This window comes from Paenibacillus sp. V4I7 (genome assembly GCF_030817275.1).
Lineage (GTDB): Bacteria > Bacillota > Bacilli > Paenibacillales > NBRC-103111 > Paenibacillus_E.
In genome coordinates, this window is sequence record NZ_JAUSZD010000002.1 from 7,633,726 (window position 1) to 7,660,000 (window position 26,275).

The 26,275-nt window shown below is 42.4% G+C and carries 44 protein-coding genes; 42 read left to right on the forward strand and 2 right to left on the reverse strand.

What is annotated here, in order from left to right; translation table 11 throughout:
- Positions 1-4 precede the first annotated feature (4 nt).
- The 39 genes from tuf to QFZ80_RS35890 all read left to right on the forward strand — a co-directional run bounded on the left by tuf (position 5) and on the right by QFZ80_RS35890 (position 22,608).
- On the forward strand, positions 5-1,195 hold the full coding sequence (gene tuf, locus QFZ80_RS35700) for an elongation factor Tu (protein WP_047683193.1): 1,191 nt from the start codon (positions 5-7) through the stop codon (positions 1,193-1,195).
- Positions 1,196-1,436: 241 nt separating this feature from the next.
- Positions 1,437-1,745, forward strand: coding sequence for a 30S ribosomal protein S10 (gene rpsJ / locus QFZ80_RS35705; protein WP_028557496.1), 309 nt, complete (start codon positions 1,437-1,439; stop codon positions 1,743-1,745).
- A 45-nt stretch (positions 1,746-1,790) separates the two neighbouring features.
- Entirely contained in the window at positions 1,791-2,414 is a 624-nt protein-coding gene (gene rplC, locus QFZ80_RS35710) for a 50S ribosomal protein L3 (RefSeq protein ID WP_028557495.1), read from the forward strand.
- A gap of 16 nt (positions 2,415-2,430) precedes the next feature.
- Positions 2,431-3,057, forward strand: a complete 627-nt coding sequence (gene rplD / locus QFZ80_RS35715; protein ID WP_307550508.1) for a 50S ribosomal protein L4 — start codon at positions 2,431-2,433, stop codon at positions 3,055-3,057.
- On the forward strand, positions 3,054-3,344 hold the full coding sequence (gene rplW, locus QFZ80_RS35720) for a 50S ribosomal protein L23 (protein WP_028557493.1): 291 nt from the start codon (positions 3,054-3,056) through the stop codon (positions 3,342-3,344). Before rplD ends, rplW begins: the two co-directional genes overlap by 4 nt.
- 30 nt (positions 3,345-3,374) lie before the next feature.
- Positions 3,375-4,205: a 50S ribosomal protein L2 gene (gene rplB / locus QFZ80_RS35725; protein WP_028557492.1), complete on the forward strand. Its 831-nt coding sequence runs from the start codon at positions 3,375-3,377 to the stop codon at positions 4,203-4,205.
- Positions 4,206-4,253: 48 nt separating this feature from the next.
- Positions 4,254-4,532: a 30S ribosomal protein S19 gene (rpsS, locus tag QFZ80_RS35730; RefSeq protein ID WP_029196461.1), complete on the forward strand. Its 279-nt coding sequence runs from the start codon at positions 4,254-4,256 to the stop codon at positions 4,530-4,532.
- A 30-nt stretch (positions 4,533-4,562) separates the two neighbouring features.
- The gene (rplV, locus tag QFZ80_RS35735; protein ID WP_028557490.1) at positions 4,563-4,895 is read left to right on the forward strand and encodes a 50S ribosomal protein L22; all 333 of its coding nucleotides are present in this window, start codon (positions 4,563-4,565) and stop codon (positions 4,893-4,895) included.
- A 13-nt stretch (positions 4,896-4,908) separates the two neighbouring features.
- Positions 4,909-5,571, forward strand: a complete 663-nt coding sequence (rpsC, locus tag QFZ80_RS35740) for a 30S ribosomal protein S3 (protein ID WP_307550507.1) — start codon at positions 4,909-4,911, stop codon at positions 5,569-5,571.
- Positions 5,572-5,574: 3 nt separating this feature from the next.
- A complete protein-coding gene (gene rplP, locus QFZ80_RS35745) occupies positions 5,575-6,009 on the forward strand; it encodes a 50S ribosomal protein L16 (protein WP_029196459.1) in 435 nt (144 codons plus the stop codon).
- On the forward strand, positions 5,999-6,196 hold the full coding sequence (rpmC, locus tag QFZ80_RS35750) for a 50S ribosomal protein L29 (RefSeq protein ID WP_028557487.1): 198 nt from the start codon (positions 5,999-6,001) through the stop codon (positions 6,194-6,196). The genes rplP and rpmC overlap by 11 nt, the downstream gene beginning before the upstream one ends.
- 27 nt (positions 6,197-6,223) lie before the next feature.
- Positions 6,224-6,487 (forward strand): 30S ribosomal protein S17, encoded by a 264-nt coding sequence (gene rpsQ / locus QFZ80_RS35755; protein ID WP_307563398.1) that lies wholly within the window; start codon positions 6,224-6,226, stop codon positions 6,485-6,487.
- Positions 6,488-6,522: 35 nt separating this feature from the next.
- Entirely contained in the window at positions 6,523-6,891 is a 369-nt protein-coding gene (rplN, locus tag QFZ80_RS35760) for a 50S ribosomal protein L14 (RefSeq protein ID WP_028557485.1), read from the forward strand.
- A gap of 55 nt (positions 6,892-6,946) precedes the next feature.
- A complete protein-coding gene (gene rplX, locus QFZ80_RS35765; RefSeq protein WP_079418006.1) occupies positions 6,947-7,300 on the forward strand; it encodes a 50S ribosomal protein L24 in 354 nt (117 codons plus the stop codon).
- Positions 7,301-7,333: 33 nt separating this feature from the next.
- A complete protein-coding gene (gene rplE / locus QFZ80_RS35770; RefSeq protein ID WP_307550505.1) occupies positions 7,334-7,876 on the forward strand; it encodes a 50S ribosomal protein L5 in 543 nt (180 codons plus the stop codon).
- A 36-nt stretch (positions 7,877-7,912) separates the two neighbouring features.
- The gene (locus tag QFZ80_RS35775) at positions 7,913-8,098 is read left to right on the forward strand and encodes a type Z 30S ribosomal protein S14 (protein ID WP_029196455.1); all 186 of its coding nucleotides are present in this window, start codon (positions 7,913-7,915) and stop codon (positions 8,096-8,098) included.
- Between the two features lie 33 nt (positions 8,099-8,131).
- Positions 8,132-8,530 (forward strand): 30S ribosomal protein S8, encoded by a 399-nt coding sequence (rpsH, locus tag QFZ80_RS35780; RefSeq protein ID WP_029196454.1) that lies wholly within the window; start codon positions 8,132-8,134, stop codon positions 8,528-8,530.
- 29 nt (positions 8,531-8,559) lie between these two features.
- Positions 8,560-9,102, forward strand: a complete 543-nt coding sequence (gene rplF / locus QFZ80_RS35785; RefSeq protein WP_047683181.1) for a 50S ribosomal protein L6 — start codon at positions 8,560-8,562, stop codon at positions 9,100-9,102.
- A gap of 101 nt (positions 9,103-9,203) precedes the next feature.
- Positions 9,204-9,572 (forward strand): 50S ribosomal protein L18, encoded by a 369-nt coding sequence (rplR, locus tag QFZ80_RS35790; protein WP_307550503.1) that lies wholly within the window; start codon positions 9,204-9,206, stop codon positions 9,570-9,572.
- 28 nt (positions 9,573-9,600) lie between these two features.
- Positions 9,601-10,098, forward strand: coding sequence for a 30S ribosomal protein S5 (gene rpsE / locus QFZ80_RS35795; RefSeq protein ID WP_029196451.1), 498 nt, complete (start codon positions 9,601-9,603; stop codon positions 10,096-10,098).
- An 11-nt stretch (positions 10,099-10,109) separates the two neighbouring features.
- Positions 10,110-10,298: a 50S ribosomal protein L30 gene (gene rpmD / locus QFZ80_RS35800; protein WP_307437864.1), complete on the forward strand. Its 189-nt coding sequence runs from the start codon at positions 10,110-10,112 to the stop codon at positions 10,296-10,298.
- Positions 10,299-10,334: 36 nt separating this feature from the next.
- Positions 10,335-10,775, forward strand: coding sequence for a 50S ribosomal protein L15 (gene rplO / locus QFZ80_RS35805; protein ID WP_029196449.1), 441 nt, complete (start codon positions 10,335-10,337; stop codon positions 10,773-10,775).
- Positions 10,775-12,079 carry a preprotein translocase subunit SecY gene (secY, locus tag QFZ80_RS35810; protein ID WP_307550502.1) on the forward strand — a complete coding sequence of 435 codons (1,305 nt, stop codon included), beginning with the start codon at positions 10,775-10,777 and terminating at the stop codon, positions 12,077-12,079. Before rplO ends, secY begins: the two co-directional genes overlap by 1 nt.
- A gap of 85 nt (positions 12,080-12,164) precedes the next feature.
- Positions 12,165-12,815: an adenylate kinase gene (locus QFZ80_RS35815; RefSeq protein ID WP_029196447.1), complete on the forward strand. Its 651-nt coding sequence runs from the start codon at positions 12,165-12,167 to the stop codon at positions 12,813-12,815.
- Positions 12,815-13,567, forward strand: coding sequence for a type I methionyl aminopeptidase (gene map, locus QFZ80_RS35820; RefSeq protein ID WP_047683173.1), 753 nt, complete (start codon positions 12,815-12,817; stop codon positions 13,565-13,567). Before QFZ80_RS35815 ends, map begins: the two co-directional genes overlap by 1 nt.
- A 10-nt stretch (positions 13,568-13,577) precedes the next feature.
- Complete coding sequence (locus tag QFZ80_RS35825) at positions 13,578-13,871, forward strand: KOW domain-containing RNA-binding protein (protein ID WP_307550500.1); 294 nt, start codon at positions 13,578-13,580, stop codon at positions 13,869-13,871.
- A gap of 16 nt (positions 13,872-13,887) precedes the next feature.
- On the forward strand, positions 13,888-14,106 hold the full coding sequence (gene infA / locus QFZ80_RS35830) for a translation initiation factor IF-1 (RefSeq protein ID WP_009676800.1): 219 nt from the start codon (positions 13,888-13,890) through the stop codon (positions 14,104-14,106).
- 107 nt (positions 14,107-14,213) lie between these two features.
- Complete coding sequence (rpmJ, locus tag QFZ80_RS35835; protein WP_003333770.1) at positions 14,214-14,327, forward strand: 50S ribosomal protein L36; 114 nt, start codon at positions 14,214-14,216, stop codon at positions 14,325-14,327.
- 19 nt (positions 14,328-14,346) lie between these two features.
- Positions 14,347-14,715, forward strand: coding sequence for a 30S ribosomal protein S13 (rpsM, locus tag QFZ80_RS35840; protein ID WP_028557471.1), 369 nt, complete (start codon positions 14,347-14,349; stop codon positions 14,713-14,715).
- Between the two features lie 18 nt (positions 14,716-14,733).
- Positions 14,734-15,129 carry a 30S ribosomal protein S11 gene (gene rpsK, locus QFZ80_RS35845; RefSeq protein ID WP_028557470.1) on the forward strand — a complete coding sequence of 132 codons (396 nt, stop codon included), beginning with the start codon at positions 14,734-14,736 and terminating at the stop codon, positions 15,127-15,129.
- A gap of 126 nt (positions 15,130-15,255) precedes the next feature.
- Entirely contained in the window at positions 15,256-16,200 is a 945-nt protein-coding gene (locus tag QFZ80_RS35850; protein ID WP_028557469.1) for a DNA-directed RNA polymerase subunit alpha, read from the forward strand.
- Between the two features lie 24 nt (positions 16,201-16,224).
- Entirely contained in the window at positions 16,225-16,590 is a 366-nt protein-coding gene (rplQ, locus tag QFZ80_RS35855; RefSeq protein WP_029196442.1) for a 50S ribosomal protein L17, read from the forward strand.
- Positions 16,591-16,728: 138 nt separating this feature from the next.
- Positions 16,729-17,490 carry a tRNA pseudouridine(38-40) synthase TruA gene (truA, locus tag QFZ80_RS35860; protein WP_307437895.1) on the forward strand — a complete coding sequence of 254 codons (762 nt, stop codon included), beginning with the start codon at positions 16,729-16,731 and terminating at the stop codon, positions 17,488-17,490.
- A 171-nt stretch (positions 17,491-17,661) separates the two neighbouring features.
- Complete coding sequence (gene rplM, locus QFZ80_RS35865; protein WP_029196440.1) at positions 17,662-18,099, forward strand: 50S ribosomal protein L13; 438 nt, start codon at positions 17,662-17,664, stop codon at positions 18,097-18,099.
- An 18-nt stretch (positions 18,100-18,117) separates the two neighbouring features.
- The gene (gene rpsI / locus QFZ80_RS35870) at positions 18,118-18,510 is read left to right on the forward strand and encodes a 30S ribosomal protein S9 (RefSeq protein ID WP_029196439.1); all 393 of its coding nucleotides are present in this window, start codon (positions 18,118-18,120) and stop codon (positions 18,508-18,510) included.
- A gap of 222 nt (positions 18,511-18,732) precedes the next feature.
- Entirely contained in the window at positions 18,733-19,425 is a 693-nt protein-coding gene (locus tag QFZ80_RS35875) for a phosphoadenylyl-sulfate reductase (RefSeq protein ID WP_307550496.1), read from the forward strand.
- Between the two features lie 34 nt (positions 19,426-19,459).
- On the forward strand, positions 19,460-20,632 hold the full coding sequence (gene sat, locus QFZ80_RS35880; RefSeq protein WP_307563401.1) for a sulfate adenylyltransferase: 1,173 nt from the start codon (positions 19,460-19,462) through the stop codon (positions 20,630-20,632).
- A gap of 71 nt (positions 20,633-20,703) precedes the next feature.
- Positions 20,704-21,459 (forward strand): N-acetylmuramoyl-L-alanine amidase CwlD, encoded by a 756-nt coding sequence (gene cwlD / locus QFZ80_RS35885; protein ID WP_307563403.1) that lies wholly within the window; start codon positions 20,704-20,706, stop codon positions 21,457-21,459.
- A 60-nt stretch (positions 21,460-21,519) separates the two neighbouring features.
- The gene (locus QFZ80_RS35890; protein WP_307563405.1) at positions 21,520-22,608 is read left to right on the forward strand and encodes an Mrp/NBP35 family ATP-binding protein; all 1,089 of its coding nucleotides are present in this window, start codon (positions 21,520-21,522) and stop codon (positions 22,606-22,608) included.
- 72 nt (positions 22,609-22,680) lie between these two features.
- On the opposite strand, the gene gerD is transcribed toward QFZ80_RS35890, so the two are convergent.
- Positions 22,681-23,400, reverse strand: coding sequence for a spore germination lipoprotein GerD (gerD, locus tag QFZ80_RS35895; protein WP_307563407.1), 720 nt, complete (start codon positions 23,398-23,400; stop codon positions 22,681-22,683).
- Positions 23,401-23,538: 138 nt separating this feature from the next.
- Between gerD and QFZ80_RS35900 the strand changes: the two genes are divergently transcribed.
- Positions 23,539-24,135: a KinB-signaling pathway activation protein gene (locus QFZ80_RS35900; RefSeq protein ID WP_307550486.1), complete on the forward strand. Its 597-nt coding sequence runs from the start codon at positions 23,539-23,541 to the stop codon at positions 24,133-24,135.
- 36 nt (positions 24,136-24,171) lie between these two features.
- On the opposite strand, the gene pdaB is transcribed toward QFZ80_RS35900, so the two are convergent.
- A complete protein-coding gene (pdaB, locus tag QFZ80_RS35905; RefSeq protein WP_307550483.1) occupies positions 24,172-24,954 on the reverse strand; it encodes a polysaccharide deacetylase family sporulation protein PdaB in 783 nt (260 codons plus the stop codon).
- A 113-nt stretch (positions 24,955-25,067) separates the two neighbouring features.
- Between pdaB and QFZ80_RS35910 the strand changes: the two genes are divergently transcribed.
- Both QFZ80_RS35910 and QFZ80_RS35915 read left to right on the forward strand, forming a co-directional pair.
- Positions 25,068-25,679 (forward strand): stage II sporulation protein M, encoded by a 612-nt coding sequence (locus QFZ80_RS35910; RefSeq protein WP_307563409.1) that lies wholly within the window; start codon positions 25,068-25,070, stop codon positions 25,677-25,679.
- Between the two features lie 151 nt (positions 25,680-25,830).
- Positions 25,831-26,061: a regulator of G-protein signaling domain-containing protein gene (locus tag QFZ80_RS35915; RefSeq protein WP_029196431.1), complete on the forward strand. Its 231-nt coding sequence runs from the start codon at positions 25,831-25,833 to the stop codon at positions 26,059-26,061.
- Positions 26,062-26,275: the final 214 nt, after the last annotated feature.

Here is a 26,275-nt window from a genome sequence, read left to right on the forward strand (position 1 = left end):
TAAAATGGCAAAAGCTAAATTTGAACGTAACAAACCGCATGTTAACATCGGTACTATCGGTCACGTCGATCATGGTAAAACAACTTTGACAGCTGCTATCACTACAGTACTGTCCAAAAGATACGGTGGAGCTGCAGTAGCATTCGACCAAATCGATAAAGCACCAGAAGAGCGCGAGCGCGGTATCACAATCTCCACAGCTCACGTTGAGTACGAAACACCTAACCGTCATTACGCACACGTTGACTGCCCAGGACATGCTGACTATGTTAAAAACATGATCACTGGTGCTGCTCAAATGGACGGAGCGATCCTGGTTGTATCCGCAGCTGACGGCCCTATGCCGCAAACTCGCGAGCACATCCTTCTTTCCCGTCAAGTAGGCGTACCTTACATCGTAGTATTCCTTAACAAATGTGATATGGTTGAAGACGAAGAGTTGCTTGAATTGGTTGAGATGGAAGTTCGCGACCTTCTTAACGAATATGAGTTCCCAGGCGATGATACTCCAATCATCCGTGGTGCAGCTCGTGAAGCTCTTGCTAACCCAGAAGGTCCTTGGGCTGACAAAATCATCGAGTTGTTCGAACAAGTTGATACTTATATCCCAACTCCTGAGCGTCAAACTGACAAGCCTTTCCTTATGCCAGTTGAGGATGTATTCTCAATCACTGGTCGTGGAACAGTTGCAACTGGTCGTGTTGAGCGTGGTACTGTTAAAGTACAAGAAGAAGTTGAAATCGTTGGTATCGCTGAAGAAACTCGTAAATGCATCGTAACTGGTGTAGAGATGTTCCGTAAATTGCTTGATTCCGCTCAAGCTGGTGACAACATTGGAGCTTTGCTTCGTGGTGTAGACCGTAAAGATATCGAGCGTGGACAAGTACTTGCGAAACCAGGTTCAGTTAAACCACACACGAACTTCACAGCACAAATTTACGTTCTAACTAAAGAAGAGGGTGGCCGTCATAAGCCTTTCTTCACAGGTTACCGTCCACAGTTCTACTTCCGTACAACTGACGTAACGGGTATCATCTCCCTTCCAGAAGGTACAGAGATGGTTATGCCTGGTGATAACATCACTGTTACTGTTGAACTGATCAACCCAATCGCAATCGAAGAAGGAACACGCTTCGCGATTCGTGAAGGCGGACGTACAGTTGGTGCGGGCGCGGTTGCAACAATTCAAAAGTAGTACCTATATATAGAAGAAACGTTCATCGTTTAAACGATGAACGTTTTTTTTATGCATATGCCTAAAATTTCGCTTGCTTTTCGTTTTCAAATTTTATATAATATAAAACGTTGGTCTGTGACGTTGCGATGATGCGAAAGGTTGCCGACACACCTGGCCCCTTTGCCATGGGGATGGTTGTTGGAGAATTTTCGCGGAGTATGTCCGATAATAAATTGGGCGATAGAAGGAGGGACTTATCATGGCAAAGCAAAAAATTCGTATCCGTTTGAAAGCTTATGATCACAGAATTATTGATCAATCAGCTGAGAAAATCGTGGAAACTGCCAAGCGTTCCGGTGCAGGTGTATCCGGTCCGATTCCGCTTCCGACAGAGAAGCAAATCATCACGATTCTTCGTGCGGTGCACAAGTACAAGGATTCGCGTGAGCAATTCGAAATGCGTACGCATAAGCGTCTTATCGATATTGTGAATCCAACACCACAAACAGTTGATGCTCTAATGCGTTTAGACTTACCGTCTGGCGTTGATATTGAGATCAAACTGTAAAACAACTATAGAATGAACGTTTAGGAAGGAAATGAGGTGTCAACGATGAAAGGTATCTTAGGAAAAAAACTTGGGATGACACAGTTGTTTACTCCGGAGGGTAATGTAGTTCCGGTAACTGTCATTCAAGCGGGACCATGTGTGGTACTGCAAAAGAAAGATGTGGATAACGACGGATATGAGTCGATCCAAATCGGTTTTGATGATGTTAAAGCTAGCAGAATCATTAAACCAGAGCTTGGCCATGCGAAAAAAGCAGGGGCAACGCCTAAGCGCTACGTTAAAGAAATTCGTGGCATTCAGTTGGGTGACTATGAAGTTGGTCAAGAACTGAAAGCAGATCTGTTTACAGAGGGCGAATTCGTTGATGTAACGGGTACTTCCAAAGGTAAAGGTTTCCAAGGTAACATCAAAAGACATAACCAATCCACAGGCCCTATGGCTCACGGATCACGTTATCACCGCGGACCAGGTTCCATGGGTTCCATTCAAGCAAACCGCGTTCCTAAAGGTAAGAAATTGCCAGGGCACATGGGTAACGAAACAGTAACTTTGCAAAACCTGCAAATCATTAAAGTAGATGCTGAGCGTAACGTGTTGCTAGTTAAAGGTTCCATTCCGGGTCCTAGAAACAGCTACGTTAGCGTGAAGTCTGCTGTGAAAAAGTAAGAAAGGAGGAAGACAGATGCCAAAAGTAGCTTTATATAATGTAACAGGTGCTCAGGTAGGAGAAGTTGAACTGTCTGACGTTGTTTTCGGAATTGAGCCTCACGTTCATGCGATCCACGAAGCTGTTCTTTTGCAACAAGCAGCTGTGCGTCAAGGAACACACAAAACAAAAGGTCGTTCGGAAGTTCGCGGCGGTGGTCGTAAACCTTGGAAACAAAAAGGTACAGGTCGTGCGCGTCAAGGTAGTATTCGTGCTCCGCAGTGGAAAGGCGGCGGTACCGTATTCGGACCGACACCTCGTAGCTATGGTTTCAAATTGCCTAGAAAAGTTCGTCGCTTAGCGATCAAATCCGCTTTGTCCTCGAAACTTATCGATAACAACTTGATCGTATTGGATCAGCTTCAAATGAACGCTCCAAAAACGAAAGACTTCGTAGCTATTTTGAACAACCTGAAAGTAGATCGTAAAGTATTAGTTGTAGGCGTTGCTAACGACTCCAATGTTGCTTTATCTGCTCGTAATATCCCAGGTGTGAAATTTGTTGCTGCTGATGGAGTTAATGTTCTTGATGTCATGTTGTATGACAAATTGATCCTTACACAAGAAGCTGTACAGAAAGTTGAGGAGGTGCTTGCACAATGAAAAATCCACGCGACATTATCAAGCGCCCGATCATCACTGAGCGTACAAGCGACCTAATGGCTAACAAAAAGTATGTTTTCGAAGTGGATCTTCGCGCTAACAAAACAGAAATTAAACAAGCTATTGAAGCTATCTTCAAAGTAAAAGTTACAAATGTAAACACATTGAGAATGCCAGCTAAGCCTAAACGTTATGGCAAACACTCCGGTTACACTTCCATCTGGAAGAAAGCTATCGTGTCCCTAAGCGCAGAAAGCAAAGAATTGGAATTCTTTGAATCGGTATAACCCATTTCTTGAAGTAAGGAGGAAATCAGAGTGCCAATTAAAAAATACAAACCAACCTCACCAGCTCGACGTGCGATGTCGGTTTCTACTTTTGAAGAAATCACAACATCAACACCGGAGAAATCATTGCTTGCTCCTCTGTTCAAGCATGCTGGTCGTAACAACCAAGGTAAAATTACGGTTCGTCACCATGGTGGTGGACACAAGCGTAAATACCGTATCATCGATTTCAAACGTACTAAAGATGGAATACCAGGACGCGTTGCTACAGTTGAGTACGATCCTAACCGTTCCGCAAACATCGCATTGATTCATTATGCTGATGGCGAGAAAAAATACATCATCGCTCCTAAAGGTCTTAAAGTGGACGATCGTATCGTTTCTGGACCACAAGCAGATATCAAAGTAGGTAACGCTCTTCCATTGGAAAACATTCCAGTTGGTACAGTTATCCACAACATCGAGTTGAAGCCTGGTAAAGGTGCACAACTAGTGCGCGCTGCCGGTACAGAAGCTCAACTTCTTGGTAAAGAAGAAACTTACGTAACTATTCGTCTTTCATCCGGTGAAGTTCGTAAAGTCCTTAAAGTTTGCCGCGCAACAATCGGTTCTGTAGGTAACGAAGATCACGAGCTCGTGAAAATCGGTAAAGCAGGACGTAATCGTTGGAAAGGCAATCGTCCACAGGTTCGTGGGGTCGTAATGAACCCGAATGATCACCCACACGGTGGTGGTGAAGGACGTGCACCAATCGGACGTAAATCACCTATGTCACCATGGGGTAAACCGACGCTTGGTTTCAAAACTCGTAAAAAAGGTAAAGCATCCGATAAATACATTGTACGTCGCCGTACGAAGTAATCTAGGATATATGAATTTTCTTGAGGTTCAAGGAAGGGAGGAACACCCATGGGTCGCAGCTTAAAGAAGGGTCCATTTATTGATGGATACTTACTGAAAAAAGTAGAAGACTTGAACACTTCCAGCAAAAAACTGGTTATCAAAACGTGGTCCCGTCGTTCTACGATTTACCCGCAATTCGTTGGTCACACTTTCGGAGTATATGATGGAAGAAAACACGTGCCTGTGTATGTAACCGAAGATATGGTTGGACACAAGCTTGGTGAATTTGCACCAACTCGTACTTATAAAGGTCACGATGACGATAAGAAAACCGGAAAACGTTAATTTCATTTTTAACCGAGAGGAGGTACTACCATGCAAGCAAAAGCAATATTGAACCACGCTCGGATTGCTCCTCGTAAAGCAAAGCTAGTTGTTGACTTGATTCGGGGAAAAGCGGTAGGTGAAGCGATTGCGATTCTGCGTCACACGCCTAAAGCAGCTTCTCCAATTTTGGAGAAACTACTGAATTCCGCAATTGCCAATGCAGAGCATAACTATTCATTAGATCCTAATAAACTTGTGGTTTCTGAGACGTTTGTTAACCAAGGACCTACAATGAAAAGATTCCAACAACGTGCAATGGGCCGCGCTAGCGCGATCAAAAAACGTACCAGCCACATTACAATCGTGGTATCTGAAAAATAAGGAGGGGTAACGTGTGGGTCAGAAGGTAAACCCGGTAGGCTTTAGAATTGGTATTATTCGTGATTGGGAGTCCAAATGGTTCGCAGAGAAAGATTTCGGAACTCTGTTGCTTGAAGACGTCAAAATCCGCGAATACTTAAAAAATAAACTTAAAGATGCTGCAGTTTCCCACATCGAAATCGAGCGCGCGGCTAACCGTGTGAACGTTACGATTCAAACTGCAAAACCAGGAATGGTTATTGGTAAAGGCGGAGCTGAAGTTGAAGTCATTCGCAACTACATCGCTGCTATGTCCAATAAAAAAGTTCACATTAATATTTCTGAAATCAAAAGCCCAGATCTTGATGCAATTCTCGTAGCTGAAGCTATTGCACTTCAATTGGAACGTCGCGTTTCATTCCGTCGTGCTATGAAACAAGCTATGCAAAGAACAATGAGATCCGGCGCTAAAGGTATCAAAGTAGCAACTAGCGGACGTCTTGGCGGTGCTGAGATTGCTCGTACGGAAGGATATAGCGAAGGAACAGTTCCACTTCATACGCTTCGTGCGGATATCGACTATGGTACTGCTGAAGCAGCCACTACTTATGGACGTATCGGTGTAAAAGTATGGATTTATCGTGGAGAAGTGCTTCCGCCAGCTAAGAAAAAGGCTCAGCCGGAAGGAGGAATTTAAATCATGTTAGTACCTAAACGTGTAAAACACCGTAAAGAACACCGCGGTAACATGAAAGGTCGCGCTAAAGGCGGAACGGAAGTTGCTTTTGGCGAATATGGTCTGCAAGCGGTAGAACCGGCTTGGGTATCCAACCGTCAAATCGAAGCAGCACGTATTGCCATGACACGTTACATCAAACGTGGCGGTAAAGTTTGGATTAAAATCTTCCCAGCTAAACCAGTTACACAAAAACCGCTTGAAGTCCGTATGGGTAGTGGTAAAGGTAACGTGGAGAAATGGGTAGCTGTAGTAAAACCGGGTAAAATTTTGTTTGAACTTGCTGGTGTTAGTGAAGAGGTCGCTCGTGAAGCGATGCGTCTTGCTGCTCACAAGCTTCCAATCAAAACGAAATTCGTGAAAAGAGAAGAAGTAGGCGGTGAAGCAAATGAAGGGTAGTGAATTCCGGAACTTAACCACTGCTGAAATTGAGCAAAAAGTTAATGGTTTTAAAGAAGAACTCTTTAACCTCCGTTTTCAACTAGCTACTGGTCAATTGGACAACCCGACTCAAATTCGTGATTTGCGTAAAGAGATCGCTCGTGCCAAGACTATTTTGCGTGAAAGAGAATTGGGGATTGGGTAACCAAATCTAGAAGGGAGGGTTCCTTAGATGGCTGAACGCAACGATCGTAAAGTGCAGGTCGGTAAAGTTGTCAGTGATAAAATGGATAAAACCATTGTTGTTGCTGTTGAAACTTACAAAAAACATGATCTCTATCACAAGAGAATCAAATATACGAAAAAGTTTAAAGCTCATGATGAAAATAACCAAGCTAAAATTGGTGACACTGTAAGAATCAGTGAAACTAGACCATTATCCAAAGATAAAAGCTGGAGATTGGTTGAAATTATTGAAGTTGCTGTTGTTATCTAATAATCGAGACATGAACCCCGAAAGGAGGGAATACGATGATTCAACCATTTACTCGTTTGGCTGTCGCTGACAACTCAGGTGCGAAACAATTAATGTGTATCCGCGTTTTGGGTGGTACTGGTCGTCGCGTTGGTCACATTGGTGATTTGATCGTCTGTTCAGTAAAAGAAGCAACACCAGGTGGCGTTGTCAAAAAAGGTGACGTTGTTAAAGCAGTTATCGTTCGTACGAAGAGCGGTGCTCGCCGTAAAGACGGATCATATATCTCATTCGATGAGAATGCGGCTGTTATCGTGAAAGAAGATAAAAGTCCACGTGGTACACGTATCTTTGGACCAGTTGCACGCGAACTTCGTGACAGAGACTTCATGAAGATCGTATCCTTGGCTCCAGAAGTTATCTAAGAACAGTTACGATGTTTGTTTTCCTAACGGGAAACCTCAGGAGGTGTAGAAGCTAATGCCAAGATTAAAAAAGAGATTAGAATCTCATAACAATAAACTGCACGTGAAAAAAGACGATACGGTTTTTGTAATCACTGGTAAAGACAAAGGTAAGAAGGGTCGCGTTATCGCTGCTTATCCTCGTCAAAACCGTGTGCTAGTAGAAGGTGTAAACATGGTTAAGAAACATGCGAAACCATCTCAACAAAATCCACAAGGCGGTATCTTGAATCAAGAAGCTGCAATCCACGTTTCTAACGTGATGCTAATTGATCCTAAGAGCGGCAAACCTACTCGCGTAGGATACAAAGTATTGGATAACGGAACGAAAGTTCGTATCGCGAAAAAATCCGGCGAAGTTATCGATTAATACAAACAAGCATGGAAAGGAGGCAAATGAGTCATGACAGTAAGAATGAAAGATCGTTATTTGAACGAAATAACTCCAGCGTTAATTCAAAAGTTTAACTACTCAACAGTCATGCAAGTTCCTAAAGTCGAGAAAATCGTTATCAACATGGGTGTTGGTGAGGCTGTATCGAACTCCAAAGTACTTGACACTGCAGTAGAAGATCTTCAAAAGATCTCTGGTCAAAAACCAGTTGTAACAAAATCCAAAAAAGCGATCGCGGGTTTCAAACTTCGTGAAAATATGCCAATCGGCGTGAAAGTAACTCTTCGCGGCGAGCGCATGTATCATTTCTTGGATAAACTTTTCAACGTATCACTTCCACGTGTACGTGACTTCCGTGGTATTTCCAACAAGGCTTTTGACGGCCGTGGAAACTACACACTTGGTCTGAAAGAACAACTCATTTTCCCAGAAATTGAGTATGATAAAGTTGATAAAGTTCGTGGTATGGATATTGTTATCGTTACAACGGCTAAGTCCGACGAGGAAGCTCGCGAGCTTTTAACACAACTCGGAGCGCCTTTCGTTAAATAGGTTACCAGTCGTACCTATCAGGAGGTGTTATATTAAGTGGCAAAAACTTCGATGAAAGTCAAACAGCAACGTACCCCGAAGTTTAAAGTGCAAGCATACACACGTTGTGAGCGCTGCGGACGTCCGCATTCAGTGCTTCGCAAGTTCAAAATTTGTCGGATTTGTTTCCGCGAATTAGCACACAAAGGTCAGATTCCAGGCGTTAAAAAAGCAAGCTGGTAATCACCCTATTTTCGGGAAGGAGGTTTACACAAAATGGTCATGTCAGATCCAATTGCAGATATGCTAACTCGCATTCGTAATGCGAATATCGTACGTCATGAAACAGTTGAAATTCCTGCATCAAAAGTGAAGAGGGAAATCGCTGAAATCCTTAAAAAAGAGGGATTTATCCGTGATGCTGAGTACGTTGAAGATAGCAAACAAGGTATCATTCGTTTGTTCCTGAAATACGGTTCAAACAATGAGCGTGTTATCTCCGGTTTGAAAAGAATTTCCAAACCAGGTCTACGCGTTTACACTAAATCACAAGAAATCCCTCGTGTATTGGGCGGATTAGGGATTGCCATCATCTCCACATCTAAAGGAGTTATGACGGATAAAGATGCTCGTCAATCCAAAGCTGGCGGAGAGGTTATCTGCTACGTTTGGTAATACAATTGTAATTGAATGGAGGTGCAAACATGTCTCGTATTGGTCGTAAGCCAATCACCATTCCAAGTGGTGTAAATGTAACACTAGACAATACTCAAATCACGGTTAAAGGCCCTAAAGGTTCTTTGTCCCGTGAACTTCATAAAGATATGAAAGTAAATGTTCTAGAAAACGAGATTTCCGTTGAGCGTCCTTCCGATAACAAACTCCACCGTTCCCTGCATGGTACAACACGTAGTGTTGTTGCCAACATGGTAAGTGGCGTAACGGAAGGTTTCACGAAATCTTTGGATCTAGTTGGCGTTGGTTACCGTGCTAACAAGAGCGGCGACAAATTAGTTCTCAACGTTGGGTACTCCCATCCAGTTGAAATCACTCCTGAAAACGGCATTGAGTTCGATGTTCCTACGAACACGAAAATCATCGTTAAAGGTATTGATAAAGAATTAGTAGGCGCTATGGCAGCTAAAGTTCGTTCCGTACGTGAGCCAGAGCCGTATAAAGGTAAAGGTATCAAGTATGAAGGCGAACGTATTCTTCGTAAAGAAGGTAAAGCTGGTAAGAAGAAATAAGATCGTTAGATCGCGGGTAATAGCTAAGAGTTTTCGAATGAAAACTTGCTACGTAAGCATAAGCCTCGCATCATAAGATGATGAAAGGAGTGTAAGTATAGATGATTACTAAAAGCGATAAAAATAAAGCTCGTTTGAAAAGACATCTTCGTGTTCGTAAGAAAATCGAAGGTACAACTGTTCGTCCGCGCTTAAACATTTTCCGCTCTTCCAAACACATGTATGCTCAACTTATCGATGATACAACGGGTATTACAATCGTTGCTGCATCGACTCAAGATAAAGAACTGAAAAGTGAAATTGGTAATGGCGGTAACGTTGAAGCTGCTCGTAAAGTTGGCGCATTAATCGCTCAACGCGCGAAAGAAAAAGGTTTAGACAGAGTGGTATTTGACCGCGGTGGCTACCTTTATCATGGACGTGTTCAAGCATTAGCTGACGCAGCTCGTGAAGCTGGACTTGAATTCTAGGAAAAACATATATAAGGAGGTAAAAGACTTGCGTGTAGATCCTAATACTTTAGAGCTAACAGAAAAAGTTGTTAATATTAATCGCGTAGCTAAAGTAGTAAAAGGCGGACGTCGTTTCAGCTTCAGCGCACTTGTTGTCGTTGGCGATGGCAATGGCTGGGTTGGCGCAGGAATCGGTAAAGCTTCCGAAGTTCCTGATGCAATCCGCAAAGGCATTGAAGATGCGAAAAAGAACTTGATTCATGTTCCTATCGTAGGCACTTCGATTCCTCACCTTGTAACAGGTAAGTTTGGTGCAGGACGCGTTCTGTTAAAACCAGCTTCCCAAGGTACAGGAGTTATCGCTGGAGGACCAGTTCGTGCAGTACTTGAACTTGCTGGTATCGGCGATATCTTGACAAAATCCCTTGGTTCATCGAACTCCATGAACATGGTTAACGCAACGCTTGAAGGCTTAAGCCGCTTGAAAAAAGCGGAAGAAGTTGCAAAGCTTCGTGGTAAAACAGTTCAAGAGCTATTAGGTTAGGAGGGGTAAACATGGCGAAACAATTACAAATTACCCTAAAACGCAGCCTGATTGGCCGCCCTGAAACACAACGCATTACAGTGAAAACACTTGGTCTTCGCAAGATGCACCAAACTGTTCTTCATCAAGATAATGCTGCGATCAGAGGCATGGTTAATCAAGTGAGCCATTTGGTAGAAGTTAAAGAAATCGAAGCATAGTAGCAAGATATTAAGATCTAGAGGAGGTGTGCAACGATGAAGTTACATGAGCTAAGTTCTGCTACTGGTTCTCGTCACACTCGTAAACGTGTTGGCCGTGGTACAAGTAGCGGCATGGGTAAAACATCAACTCGCGGACATAAAGGTCAAAACGCACGTTCTGGTGGAGGCGTTCGTCCTGGATTCGAGGGTGGACAAAACCCGTTATACCGTCGTTTACCTAAACGTGGTTTCACGAATCGTTTCCGTACGGAATACGCAATCGTAAACCTTGAAGATTTGAACAATTTCGCAGCTGGTACCGAAGTTACTCCACAAGTATTAATGGAGACTGGTATTGTTAAAGCTCCTAAAGATGGTATCAAGATTTTAGGAAACGGTGAAATCACAGTAAAATTAACCGTTAAAGCGAATAAGTTCTCTCAATCAGCGATTGAGAAAATCCAAGCTGCCGGCGGTCAAACCGAGGTGATTTAATGTTCAATACCATAGCCAACATCTTCAAAGTAGAAGATTTACGCAGAAGAATTCTATTTACGCTCATCTTGCTAATCGTCTACCGCTTAGGTGCCTTTATTCCGGTACCTAACATTAATACGGATGTTCTGAAACTTCAAGACCAAGCGAATCAGAGTGATGTCTTTGGTTTGCTTAACACGTTTTCTGGCGGTGCGCTTTTCCAATTCTCCATCTTTGCGATGGGAATTATGCCTTACATCACGGCTTCTATCATTGTTCAGCTTTTGTCCATGGATGTAATTCCACGCTTTGCGCAATGGGCAAAAGAAGGCGATGTCGGAAGAAAGAAAATGACACAAGTTACTCGTTACGGTACGATTATTCTAGGCGTGATTCAAGCTTTTGGTCTTTCCATTGGGTTTAACCGTTTGTATAGCGGACTCGTGATTGATCCAGGTGTCACAACCTTTGCTCTAATCGCTCTCGTACTGACTGCTGGTACAGCTTTCTTGATGTGGCTCGGTGAGCAAATTACGGAATATGGGATTGGAAACGGTATTTCCATTATCATCTTTGCAGGTATCGTCGCGGCGATTCCTACAACCATTCAACAAATTTACAAATCACTTTTTGCGACCGAAGGAGTTTTGTTCCTTAATATCGTGAAACTGATCATTATTGCTTTGGTTGTTATACTGATTATTGCCGGGGTCATATTCGTACAGCAAGGTGTTCGTAAGATACCTGTACAATATGCGAAACGGGTAGTTGGTCGTAAAATGTATGGTGGTCAAACCACTCACATTCCTCTTAAAGTGAATGCAGCTGGTGTAATCCCTGTAATCTTTGCACTTTCGTTATTGATGTTCCCTCCTACCATTGCTAGTTACTGGAGAGGTAATGTTGTTGCAGAATGGATCATAACTAATCTTAGTTTGAACCAAACCGCACCACTAGCGATTGTACTATACGTACTGCTGATTATTGGATTCACTTACTTTTACACCTTCGTACAAATTAATCCAGTTCAAATGGCTGACCAGATGAAGAAAAATGGTGGCTACATACCTGGTATTAGACCCGGTAAAACAACATCGACTTATCTGACTCGCGTAATGACTAGAATTACTCTTTCTGGAGCACTGTTTCTCTCAGCGATCTCAATTCTTCCAATGTTATTTGGAGGACTTGCCGGTTTGCCTAGTTCGGTTCAGATAGGTGGTACATCTTTACTTATCGTAGTAGGCGTTGGTCTTGAGACGATGAAACAGATCGAGAGCCAATTGATTAAGCGTCATTACAAAGGATTTATCAATAAATAGCTAATAGGTTCTGATGGGGCAATATCTGCGACATCGGCACCTATTGTGCTGTTCGTAATGCCGAGTGCGATGGGAGGTTTTAAGTGTGAACGTAATTTTTATGGGGCCTCCTGGTGCAGGCAAAGGTACGCAAGCTGAAAAGATCGTAAACGAATTTCAAATTCCTCATATATCGACTGGAGATGCTTTTCGTTTGGCGATGAGTCAAGGAACACCGCTTGGTGTTGAGGCCAAAGGTTATGTGGATAAGGGACTTCTGGTTCCTGATGAAATAACGAACGGTATTGTGAGAGAGCGTCTTGCCCAACCGGATTGCGATAAAGGGTTTTTGCTTGACGGGTTCCCTAGAACTGTTGCTCAAGCAGATGCGTTGTCTGAAATCGTAGATTCATTAGGTAAGAAGATTGAAGTAGTTATCAATCTTTCCGTTGATCGCAGTTTCTTGCTTGCAAGACTAACTGGCCGAAGAATTTGTAAATCCTGTGGTTCTACGTATCATGTAATCTTCAACCCACCAAAGCAAGAAGGCGTATGCGATAAATGTTCGGGTGAGTTGTACCAACGATCTGATGATACGGAAGAGAAAGTCGGAACTCGTTTGGATGAATACATCAATAAAACGGCTCCGCTGCTGGATTACTACCAAAAGAGGGAATTATTGCGTGAGGTTAACGGGGAACAAGACATTCATGCGGTAACCGAACAAATTAGCTCACTGCTACGAGGTCTAGCGTAATGATCATTTGTAAGTCCGAGGTTGAACTAGACCTAATGCGAGAAGCTGGTCGTATCGTAGCCGAAACGCACCGCTTATTGGCAAGGGCGATTCGTCCGAACATTACAACGAAAGAACTTGATCAGATCGCAGAGGAATTCATTCGCAGTCAGGGAGCGATTCCATCTTTTAAAGGTTACAACGGTTTTCCTGGAAGCATTTGTGCTTCAGTCAACGAAGAATTAGTTCATGGTATTCCTGGTCCAAGAAAGCTGACTGAGGGCGATATTATCAGTATAGATATTGGTGCTCAGTATAAAGGTTATCATGGAGATTCTGCTTGGACGTATCCTGTCGGTGAAATTTCTGAAACAGCTGGGCGTTTGTTAGCTGTGACAGAACAATCACTGTATCGAGGCATAGCAGAAGCTAAACCGGATGCTAGACTCTACACGTTGTCGCATGCAATCCAAACTTGTATTGAAGACGCAGGCTTCTCCGTGGTTATAGAGTATGTCGGTCACGGTATCGGAACGGATCTTCACGAAGAACCACAAATTCCGAATTATGGTGTACCTGATAAAGGTCCTCGTCTCAAACCAGGCATGGTCCTAGCCATTGAACCGATGGTGGTCGTTGGCGAAAGATTTGTCCAAACACTCGAAGACGATTGGACTGTTGTCACTGCGGATCGTACCCTATGTGCTCATTTTGAACATACGATTGCAATTACGGCAGCTGGTTATGAAATATTAACTTTGCCTAGATCGTAGGTGATGATGAATGGATAGCAAGATTCCAAAGGTGGGTCAAATCGTAAAGGTGCTTCGCGGTCGAGATCCCGGAGAATATGCGGTCGTAATTGGAATTGTCGATCATCGATTTGTCTGGCTTGCCGACGGTGATAATCGCAAATTCGATCAACCGAAGAAGAAGAACCTGAATCATCTTCAGTTACAAGAAACGATTAGCAGTGAAGTGGAGTCAAGCATTAGGGAAACAGGTCGTGTTACTAATGGAAAGTTGCGCTTCGCAATTGCCAAATTCGTTGAACTTATGCAAGATGAAGCACAATAGAGAAAGGAGAATGACTGTGGCCAAAGAAGATGTAATTGAAGTAGAAGGTACAGTGATTGAACCTCTTCCGAATGCAATGTTTAAGGTTGAATTGGAAAATGGTCATAAAATCCTAGCCCATGTATCCGGTAAGATCAGAATGCATTTTATCCGCATTTTGCCTGGAGATAAGGTTACCGTAGAATTATCGCCTTATGATTTAACGAGAGGCCGTATAACCTACCGTTTCAAATAAATGTTCGGCTTACATGTAAGTTACTCTCTCAAGGCGTATGCTTACGAAGCAAGTTTTCTAACAGAAAACGCAACATGGTTGCTTACGATGATAAGGAGGGCTTAAAAATGAAAGTTAGACCGTCGGTTAAACCGATTTGCGAGAAATGCAAAGTTATTCGCCGTAAAGGTAATGTAATGGTTATTTGTGAAAATCCTAAGCACAAACAAAAACAAGGTTAAAAGGAGGTGCAATCTGTAGATGGCACGTTTAGCTGGAGTTGACTTACCTCGTGACAAACGAGTTGTAATCGCGTTAACTTACATTTTCGGTATCGGCACTACAACTGCTCAGAAAATCATTGCTTCCACAGGTATCGACGCTAGTACTCGCGTTCGCGACTTGACTGAAGATGAAGTGAGCAAGATCCGTGATGTAATTGACAAAACCCTTAAAGTAGAAGGCGACCTTCGTCGCGAAATTTCTCTAAACATCAAACGTCTAATCGAAATCGGATCCTACCGTGGTCTTCGTCACCGCCGTGGTCTTCCTGTTCGTGGACAACGTACTAAAACTAATGCTCGTACACGTAAAGGTCCTCGTCGTACGGTAGCTAATAAGAAGAAATAATAAAGGGGGTTAGAGCTAATGGCAAAACCTAAAAAAGTAGTCCGTACGAAACGTCGTGACCGGAAAAATATTGAGAGCGGTGTAGCACACATCCGTTCAACATTTAACAACACGATCGTAACGATCACGGATCCGCATGGTAACGCAATTTCTTGGGCAAGTTCAGGAAACCTTGGATTCAAAGGTTCCCGTAAAAGCACACCTTTTGCGGCGCAAATGGCAGCTGAAAAAGCAGCTAAAGCAGCTATGGAGCATGGCTTGAAAACTGTTGAAGTAATGGTTAAAGGTCCAGGTGCTGGCCGTGAAGCAGCAATTCGTTCTTTGCAAGCAGCAGGTCTTGAAGTAAACCTGATTAAAGACGTGACTCCGGTTCCTCATAATGGCTGCCGTCCTCCAAAACGTCGTCGCGTATAATTCAGGATCACTTTGTAGTATAATTATTCTAAAATCGTGAATAATGGTTTGAAGGATAGGAATACTATGAAATTTTCAGGCGAAGTATCCAGAGGGAAACGACGTATTGAATGGAGGGTACATTTCATGATCGAAATCGAAAAGCCAAAAATAGAAACCGTAGCATTAAGTGAAGATGGCGCTTATGGTAGATTTATCATCGAGCCGTTGGAGCGTGGCTATGGTACAACCTTAGGTAACTCACTACGTCGTATCTTACTGTCCTCTTTACCGGGGGCAGCAGTAACCTCTGTCCAAATCGATGGCGTTTTACATGAGTTTTCAACGATTCCTGGCGTGCTTGAGGATGTAACGGAAATTATTCTCAACTTGAAAGGCCTATCGTTGAAAATTCACTCCGATGAGGAGAAAGTGCTTGAAATTGATGCAGAAGGGGAAGGTAATATTACTGCGGCAGATATTCGTGGTGATAGTGATGTGGAGATTCTTAACCCGGATCTGCATATCGCTACCTTATCTCCTGATGCGCGTCTTCATATGAGGATTCATGCGGGCAGAGGTCGCGGTTACGTCCAATCGGACAAAAATAAGCATGAAGAACAACCAATTGGTGTGATTCCAATTGATTCGATCTACACGCCTATTACCCGAGTAAACTATGCGATTGAGAATACTCGCGTCGGCCAAGTGACTAACTATGATAAGTTGACCCTCGAAGTGTGGACCGATGGAAGTATTCGACCAGAAGAAGCAGTGAGCTTGGGTGCCAAAATCTTAACAGAACATCTGAACTTGTTCGTCGGTTTGACGGATGAAGCGAAAGATGCAGAGATTATGGTAGAGAAAGAAGAAGATAAGAAAGAGAAAGTTCTGGAGATGACTATTGAGGAACTTGATCTATCTGTTCGTTCTTACAACTGTCTCAAGCGTGCAGGGATTAACACCGTACAAGAGCTGATTACCAAAACAGAAGAAGACATGATGAAAGTTCGGAACTTAGGACGCAAATCACTTGAAGAAGTTCAAGAGAAGCTCGAAGAGCTGGGTTTGGGACTACGTACTGAGGAATAATCTTGTCAGAAGGAGGTTAATTCAATGAACTACAGAAAGTTGAACCGCGATTCCAGTAATCGTAAAGCATTATTCCGTGATCTGGTAACAGATCTGTTCATACATGAACGCATCCAAACTACAGAAGCAAAAGCAAAAGAAATTCGTTCCATCGCTGAGAAGTTAATCACTCTTGCGAAGCGCGGAGATCTTCATGCACGCCGTCAGGTTGCTGCTTTTGTTCGTAGAGAAGCTGCAGACGAGAATCAAGATGCGATTCAAAAACTGTTCTCCGATTTGGCTACTCGTTACTCCGAGCGTCCAGGTGGATACACTCGTATCCTTAAACTGGGACCACGCCGCGGTGACGCAGCACCAATGGTTTACCTAGAGCTAGTAGATCGCGCATAAAGACGGTTGGGAAAGGGTGGACGGAATCGCTGATTCTGGTGAAGCCCTTTTTTTGCAGTCTTAGTACGCTCTCTAGAAGTGAATTTAGCTAAAGGCTAATCACCTAGATAGGAAGGATGACTCATGGAGGAACAAGCCTTGAGAAATCTACGCTTTACCATAAGTTATGATGGGACCGCTTATTCAGGTTTTCAGATTCAGCCGAAAGCTGACACGATTCAATACCGTTTAGAGCAGGCTGTTTTCATGTTGACTGGTGAGAAGGTAAAAGTCATCTCATCCGGGCGTACAGATGCCGGTGTACACGCGAAAGCACAAGTTATTAATTTTAGCACGAATTCAAAGATTCCAGTGGAACGTTGGTGTTTAGCTCTAAATGCTAGATTACCCAGAGATATCGTCGCTCATACCGCGGAAGAAGTCCTTCCTTCCTTTCATTCTCGCAAAGCCGCGAAACGCAAAACTTACTGCTTTTCAATTCGCTCGGCGCGCTTCCCTGATGTCTTTCACCGCAACTATGAATACCATCATCCTACGCATTTGAATGTGGAAGCCATGAGAGAGGCGCTCCCTTGCTTGCTAGGTGAGCATGATTTTACTTCGTTTTGTACGGTGAGAACAGATAAGGAAGTAAAGGTGAGAACCCTCTACGAGGTTCGTCTGGAGACGGAAGCTGACGAGTTGTCTACGACGGGGAAAATTGCCCGAATCCGATTAATCGTAACGGGTAATGGATTCCTTTATAACATGGTTAGGATCATCGCAGGAACGCTGATTCAGATTGGAGAAGGTAAGAGACCTAGCAGCGATATGCAGCGAATTCTTGAAGCTAGAGACCGATCTCAGGCAGGTCCTACGGCCGAAGCTATGGGTTTAACGTTATGGAGAGTCGACTATTAAAAAGCTTAAAACACTACTTGCTTCTTATCGATGTTTCGTGTAAAATATAACTTGGCGTTTCGTGATCGGCTACCCCACAGCCCCTGATCACAAATGGCCGTCAACCATCCATCATTTATGTAAATTAACAATAATAATTATGTATTGAGATATATTTTAGGAGGATTAAGCATGCGCACCACATATATGGCTAAGCCAAATGAAGTAGAGCGTAAATGGTACATTGTTGACGCTGCAGGCCAAACACTTGGCCGTCTTGCAAGTGAAGTTGCTAGCATTATCCGCGGTAAGCACAAACCGGAGTTCACTCCACACGTAGATACTGGCGATTTCGTTGTTGTTATCAATGCTTCCCAAATTAAGCTAACTGGTAAGAAAATGCAAAACAAAATGTACTACCGTCACTCTTTATACCAAGGTGGTTTAAAAGTGACTTCTGCTCAGGATTTGCTGAACAGCAAACCTGATCGCATGATCGAGTTTGCCGTACACGGTATGCTTCCTAAGAACCGTCTTGGCGACAGCTTGAAAACTAAGCTTAAAGTCTACGGTGGAGCAGAGCATCCACATCAAGCACAACTACCAGAAGTCTGGAATCTTCGCGGATAATATAAGGAGGACTGTTTCGTGGCACAAGTTCAATATTATGGAACGGGTCGTCGTAAACACTCGGTAGCGCGCGTGCGCTTAGTACCGGGTGAAGGACGCATCATTATCAATAAACGTGATCTAGACGAGTATTTCGGTCTAGAAACTTTGAAGCTGATCGTTAAACAACCTTTGACATTAACTGAGACTGTCGGTAAATACGATGTTCTAGTTCTTGCAAATGGTGGTGGAATCAGCGGACAAGCTGGAGCGATTCGTCACGGGATTTCCCGTGCATTGCTGAAAGCTGATCCGGAATACCGTGGATCCCTGAAAAAAGCAGGTTTCTTAACACGTGATTCCCGTATGAAAGAGCGTAAAAAATATGGATTGAAAGCCGCTCGTCGCGCTCCTCAATTCTCCAAACGTTAAGATTGTGCGCCTTTGGCGCTCAAGAGAAGCCTTTCCTGCATTTTGCTGGAAAGGCTTTTTATTTTTGTGTCATTGCAAGAGTTAGACCAATAAAATATATGGATTTTAACGAAGTTAATACCAAAATGATAAAAAGTAATTGACACAAAGAAGAACTCAGCTATAATTAAATATAAATCATACAATAACAGTCGGGATTATAAACTTTAGGAGGTATTTAATATGAATCTCTTTGAAAAAGAAGCTTTTGTAACGAAAGCCGCTGAAGAATTCGAAAATCAATCACCAGAAGCGATTTTGAAACTTGCCGTTGACACATTCTCAAGCTTAACACTTGCATGCAGTTTTGGTGCAGAAGATGTTGTGCTTGTTGATATGCTGCAAAAAATTAATCCGAATGTTGATATCTTTTACTTGGATACAAACGTTCATTTCGCTGAAACCTATGAGACAAGAGATCGCCTAGAACAGCATTATGGTACTAAATTTGTTCAGGTATTGCCAAAGCTTACACTTGATGAACAAGCTGATAAATTCGGCGATGAGCTATGGAAAAGCGATGCTAACCAATGCTGTAACATTCGAAAAGTTGATCCATTAACGGATATCCTTAAAAATTATGATGCTTGGATCACAGGAATTCGCCGCGACCAAGCCCCTACTCGTGCAAATGCTAAAAAAGTGGAATATGACGTGAAATTTGGATTGATCAAATTTAATCCTCTTGCTGGTTGGACTTCGGAAGATGTGTGGAATTACATTCGTGAAAATGATGTTATCTACAATCCTTTACATGATCGTAACTTCCCGAGTATCGGCTGTACACATTGTACGCGTCCTGTAGCTGAAGGTGAAGACCCACGTGCGGGTCGTTGGGCTAGTATTGAAAAAACAGAATGCGGACTTCATAAATAATAATTAGAAATAGATATTATGGAGGTGCTCCGTAATGACAACGATTAAACCTCATGGTGGGAAGTTAATTAACCGCTTGGTTCCAGCAGAACAAAGAGAAGAGCTTCTGAAACGTGCAGCATTATTGAAACAAATACGTGTCAATTCTTGGACTATTTCTGACCTGGATCTGATTGGGGTAGGTGCATTTTCACCATTAGTTGGATTCCTCGACGAGAAAAACTATACTTCAGTTGTGGAGACAATGCGCCTAACTGATGGAATCGTATGGAGCATTCCAGTTACCTTATCTATTGACCCTGAAGTTGCAGCTTCCATCACTATCGACGAGCAAGTAGCACTTGTTGGTGAAGATGATGATGTGATATATGCTATACTGGATGCGACTAGTATCTATAAAGTTGATCAAAAAAATGAAGCAATTAAGATCTTTAAAACAGATGACATGGCTCACCCTGGTGTAGATAAACTGTTCTCGCGTTCTTCTACGAATATCGGAGGACCTATTCAGCTGCTTAACCGTCCAAAGCCTAAGAAGTTTGAAGAATTTTACTTTGATCCATCTGAAACACGTCGCATTTTTGCGGAAAATGGTTGGAAAACAGTGGTTGGCTTCCAAACACGTAATCCCGTACACCGTGCTCACGAATACATTCAAAAGTCGGCAATGGAAATCGTAGATGCACTCTTCCTCAATCCTCTTGTAGGTGAGACCAAATCCGATGACATCTCTGCAGATGTTCGTATGAAGAGTTATCTGGTGTTGCTTGAAAACTACTATCCGAAGGATCGTACTTTCTTAGGTGTATACCCAGCTGCTATGCGTTACGCAGGACCTCGTGAGGCGATTCTACACGCAATTGTGCGTAGAAACTATGGATGTACTCATTTCATCGTAGGACGCGATCACGCGGGTGTTGGCGATTACTACGGCACGTATGAAGCACAAGAGATTTTCAGTAATTTTACGGCTGAAGAAATTGGGATTACTCCGTTATTCTTTGAGCACAGCTTCTTCTGTACGAAATGTGGCAATATGGCATCTAGCAAAACTTGTCCGCATGATAAGTCCCACCATATGCACCTCTCCGGCACTAAGGTTCGTGGATTGCTTAGAGACGGTCAATGCCCGCCTCCGGAGTTCACACGTCCTGAGGTTGCCCAGGTTCTTATTGAGGGTCTAAGAGACCCTGAATATCAAGTTTAAGCAAGGTATATTTGTCCACCCTGTCCCATATAGATGTTACAGAGTCTATGGGGAACAGAGGTGGATTTTTTATGCGCAAAAGGAAGAAGAGGCTGGTCGTCTGGCTGACTTTTAACAGTAGTCTTAAGCTTGTTCTCTCGACCTTGCTGGTCGCACTTGTTGTTTTCATCTATGCCTATGAGCTGCCTGCAACGAAGACATGGTCGGATTGGAATTTACCTTTGTCAGGTAAAACAATTGCTCTGGATGCAGGTCATGGTGGACCTGATGGTGGTGCTGAGAGTAAGGAGGGAGTCGTTGAGAAAGATATCAATTTAGCGATTACGCTTCATCTAAGGGATTATTTGCAACAGGCGGGTGCGTTAGTCATTATGACAAGGGAAACGGATACAGATTTGGCTTTACCCGGCACGAAAGGATATAGTAAAAGAAAAACGCAAGATCTCCACAACCGTGCCGATCTCATTGATGAGAACAATGCGGATATGTTCCTTAGTGTGCACTTAAACAGTATACCTTCTCAGAAATGGAGAGGCGCACAAACGTTCTATTATCCCAATAATTTGAATAACTCTAATTTAGCCACGCTCATTCAATTGGAATTAAAGAAAAACTTAGAGAATACCGATCGTGTTGCCAAGCCGGCAGACAAGACCGTTTACTTATTGAAAACGTTGAAAATTCCTAGTGCTCTTGTAGAAGTGGGTTTCCTTTCAAATCCAGAAGAAGCAAGATTGCTTTCGAATGAAAAGTATCAGAAGAAGGTGGCAGCATCTGTCTATCAAGGTATCTTAAGATTTTATGCTGGGGAAAAAGTGGGTTCTTAATCAAAATGTGTTATAATTAAGGCCACAATTACAATGTCCGAATAAAGGTGTGGTGTGGCTATGATAAATAAGGATCAACTATTAGAAGCGTTACAACCTCTTGTGGAACCTCATTACAATAAAAGTGTTGTGGAACTTAATTTAGTTAGAGATGTTATGTTTAAAGAGGATAACGTATCTTTAAGCTTAATTGTCACAACCGAGGATGAGGCATTCAAGGAAAAAGCGAAGGTTTATATTCAGCAAACTTTAGGAAAATTGGGTGTAGCACAAGTACATATTCGTTTCAGACTCATGACTGATTATGAGCGTAATCAGATTAAAGATACGGTTCAACCGGCTGCCGAGAAGCAGACCCAACCCATCCAACCACCGATTCAACAACCTATATTGGGAGAAGCCTCGACAGTTGAGTTTATAGCCGTGGCAAGTGGCAAAGGTGGTGTGGGTAAATCAACTGTAACTGTTAACTTAGCCGTTGCCTTAGCTCGCCAAGGGAAAAAAGTTGGCATTATCGATGCTGATATATACGGCTTCAGTATACCTGATATGATGGGGATCGAAGAGCAACCGAAGCTTGTCGATAATGTTATTATGCCAGTTGAGAAATTTGGTGTAAAAGTAATTTCCATGGGCTTCTTTGTCCAAGATAATGCGCCTGTCGTTTGGCGTGGTCCTATGCTAGGGAAAATGCTGCGCAATTTCTTCAATGAAGTCAATTGGGGAGATGTTGAATACATCCTTCTGGATCTTCCTCCGGGAACAGGAGATGTAGCGCTAGATGTGCATCAGCTTATTCCGCAAAGTAAAGAAGTGATTGTGACAACACCGCATGCCACAGCAGCCTTTGTTGCCGCTAGAGCTGGAGCGATGGCCATTCAAACAAACCATGAAATTCTAGGTATTGTGGAGAACATGTCCTATTATGAATGCAAAGATGGCAGCATAGATTACGTATTCGGTAAGGGTGGTGGCGCTAAACTGGCGGAAGATTTGCACAGTGAATTATTAGCGCAGATTCCACTCGGAGCTCCCGATAATCATGTCTCGGAGATCGACTATTCGCCGTCTGTCTACAATTCAGATTCGAAAACTGGACAAATCTATTTAGACATGGCTGCGAATATCATTACAAAATTGGAAAAATAATAGAAAGGGCATACGGAGTCCGTATGCCTTTTTTCTTTCCTTATAAGATTCAGAGGAGCTGGAGTCATCCTTTTAACTGCCTTCCTTTTCTTCGCCTCCCTCATCTTTCTTTTTCTCTCCGCCGCCACCTTCTTCTTTCTTTTTAGCATTCTTTGCCGTAGGCATTTCATCAGGTTTACTTTGTTGTTCTATGGCTGACTTAAGAAGATCAACCATATGTGCACGGAACAATGGACTCTGGATTGATTCTTCCATAACTGTATTCATTTGCTGGCGATAGGCTGCTGTTTTCATGACATCTAGCATCATCTTTTCATATTCCGGGTTTTTCATAACATCAACGAGTGATTTTTGATACTCTGGATCCTTTAGCAACTCTTTGAACATCTGTTTAGTCTCTTTTTGGATAGCCTTAGCAAAATCGCCGGCAAATTTAGGGTCTTTCATCATATCGGTGAGGAACATGTTATTCTCTTTTGCTGTCAGAACATCCTTGACTGCCATCTGCAGCTGCAAAGATTCATTCGCAGACAGAAGCTTGATTTGAGATTGACCAGCCACACCATTTGCCCCTACATCACCAGCCATTATACTGCGGTTTGCAGCACTAATCGCTTTCTTACCATCCTCTGACTTCAGAATATCAAGAATCATAGTCTTTTGCTCTTTATACGTGTTAGCTTGAGATTGACCTTGACCTTGTTGTGAATTATCTGCTCCACACGAGGCGAGAAGCAAAGCGATAGAAATCAGTGGTAGGACTTGCAGCTTTCTGAGCTTAGTTATTAACATAAAAGCATGCTCCCTTCCCTTTCTTAATAGTTGTTAGTATGTGTGGTTCGGGATAGATTATAAGGGCCATTCATTGGCTTTTTATCGTAAACGTTGGTACAATTAACAATTAGAGTTGAAGTATGGAGGTAATTGATCTTGACGCTGCGGAAGTGGTTTCACTTATTTTGGACAACACTGTTATTAGGAATGATTGTATCTATAGTAATTGGACTCATCTTACAATATTCCGACAAAGAATTTTCGGTTATGGGGTTATCGGCAGTAGGATTTAATGTAGTAAATATGTTACTTGGTGGTGCGACCATAAGCGTTCTGAGTCAAATGGGCTTTTTTGCTTATCTGATTGTCAGGTTCATTGTTGCAGGTATCATTCGCTCCAAGACGGTATGGGATCTTATACAATTGTCTGTTGTCATTGTTGTCCTATTTGACCTCGTATATCTCAGGATGACTAATTTTGAGGGTACAGGATCCGTTTTAAGCTACTCCGTTTTACCTGCAATCATATTAGTGATTTCCATAGCAATTGCTTATTGGAAGGTAAAGATGACGAATCGGAACGCTTTTATCCCGACATTGTTCTTTATGTGCGCTGTATCTGTTCTTGAAGCCGTACCTGCATTAAAGCTAGATAACGCTGCATCAAGTCTATTTATGTTGGCTCCATTGCTTGTTTGTAATGCATGGCAAATATTGATTCTACATAAAATATTGGATAACAAAAAGAGCTAATAAAATTAGCTCTTTTTTGAATCTGAGCATAGCTCATTAATTAATTTGTTTCATTGCCTGGTCTTCAACTGGCTTCGTCTGCACTTGTGTTTGTTTGATTAGCTCACTAACCGTAACGAATTCGTATCCCTTAGCTCTTAACTGCTCAATGATAACTGGTAAGGCTTCATGTGTCTGCTGAGACGAATCGCTGGCGTGCAGTAACACAATATCTCCTGGATGCGCTTTGGATACTACACGGTTAATAATGGTATCAACACCTTTGTTTAACCAGTCTTGAGAGTCGGTATCCCATTGGATAACCGAATAACCTAAATCATCCGCAATTCGAAGCACGCGTTTGTCGAAGTCACCATTGGGAAGACGGATTAAGTTTGGTTCTTTACCAATCAATTCCGTTAAAATGCCATGTGCTGTAGTAATTTGTTTGCGTATTTCTTCATCACTTAGCGTACTATAATTATCGTGTTTGTTGCCATGGCTGCCAATTTCGAAACCATCCTTCTTGATATGTTCCACAATCTCTGGGTGGCTTTTGCTCCACGGAGAGGATAAGAAGAAGGTTGCATCCTTCACACCTTTTTCCTTAAGAATTTTTAAAATAGGTTCTGCACGCTTCTCGCCCCATGAAATATCAAAGGTCAAGGCAATAACCTTTCTTTCGGTCTGCACGCTATAAATAGCGGAGGGTTCTGCATTGGAAAAGACGGATACATTACTTTGTTCCGAATAAACAATAGCTGCTGCGAAGACGATGGCAAGTGCAATAAATACATATTGTTTGAACTTACGAGCATTTACAACGAAAAAGTAGTTCATGGCTAGCTTGTACCTCCTCTAAGCCTTACATACGGGCAAGGCTTGTATACTCTTTAGTAAATAATGTATGCTCGTACACAGTACTTATGCTTCGGAAATTGGAGGGAACGAAAATGAAATTTCGACCACTGTTCCAACATTTTAAAGAAATGAAACATTACTTCATTGTTGTCGTTTTAGTTTTTGGGTTTAGTTTATATTTAGGTTGGGCGAATTCAGAGCAATTTTCGAATTTCTTAGAAGGGCAGATGCAAGGGCTTAAATCTTTAAGTCAATCGCTTAGTAATAAGGATAATCCCCAACTATGGTTTTTTATTTTCATCTTTTTAAATAATGCTATTAAGTCTGTAGTCATTATCTTTCTTGGTCTTCTACTAGGTATTCTGCCACTCTTTATGTTGATCGCTAATGGGATGATACTCGGATATGTACTTTCCTTACAGACGCATGAAAGCACATTGTCTATTGTACTGAAGGGGATTCTTCCACATGGTATCATAGAAATTCCGGTCATATTAATTGCCTGTGCATATGGACTTAAATTGGGTTTATTGGTCTGGAAATCCGGAGCACAGCTCTTTGTATCTGATAAAGACAAAACAGCGCGTGCGGAGCTGGTTGAAATACTCCATTTAACAAAGCCATTAATCGTATCCATTATTGTACTTTTACTCGTCGCGGCGGTTATTGAAAGTACACTTACATACTGGTTGGTGCATCTGTAAAATATTTTCAGAACTTCTGTCATAAAAATGGCAAAATCTGAGCATAACAGTAAAACGGTAAGAAGAGCGGGCCGAATAAGGGTCGGCTCTTCTTTCAATCAAACTGTAAGTGCCATAAATCTCTACAGTCGAGAGGGGTTTGGATGGATGTATGCTTGGATTTTTGTTCAATGATCGGGAATGCAGAGAGTTGGATTATGTACTTCGCAAAGAATTAGATGAAATGTTGTTCGATCTCAATGACAAAAGAATTGATCAAGAGATTAAAGGGGCCATAGAATCCAGATATAAAGTGATCTTCCGGATGTATGCTCGCATAGCGACGCCAAAAGAAATATCAAAGTATGCTAGAAATCGTAACTACCAAGCTCAAAAAAAATAGGGGGTAGGTGCTTGACTTACCTCCTCATCCTATGGTATTTTATAACTCGCCCCTTCGAAAAGAAGGACAACAAGTTGATTGAAGAAGATGACTTTTGTAATTCTTTGAAAAAATACTTGCAATCTTCTAGGTCGATGTGGTATATTAAAAAAGTCGCCGCTAAACGGATGGCGAAGAAACAAGAAAGAAATTGATCTTTGAAAACTGAACAACG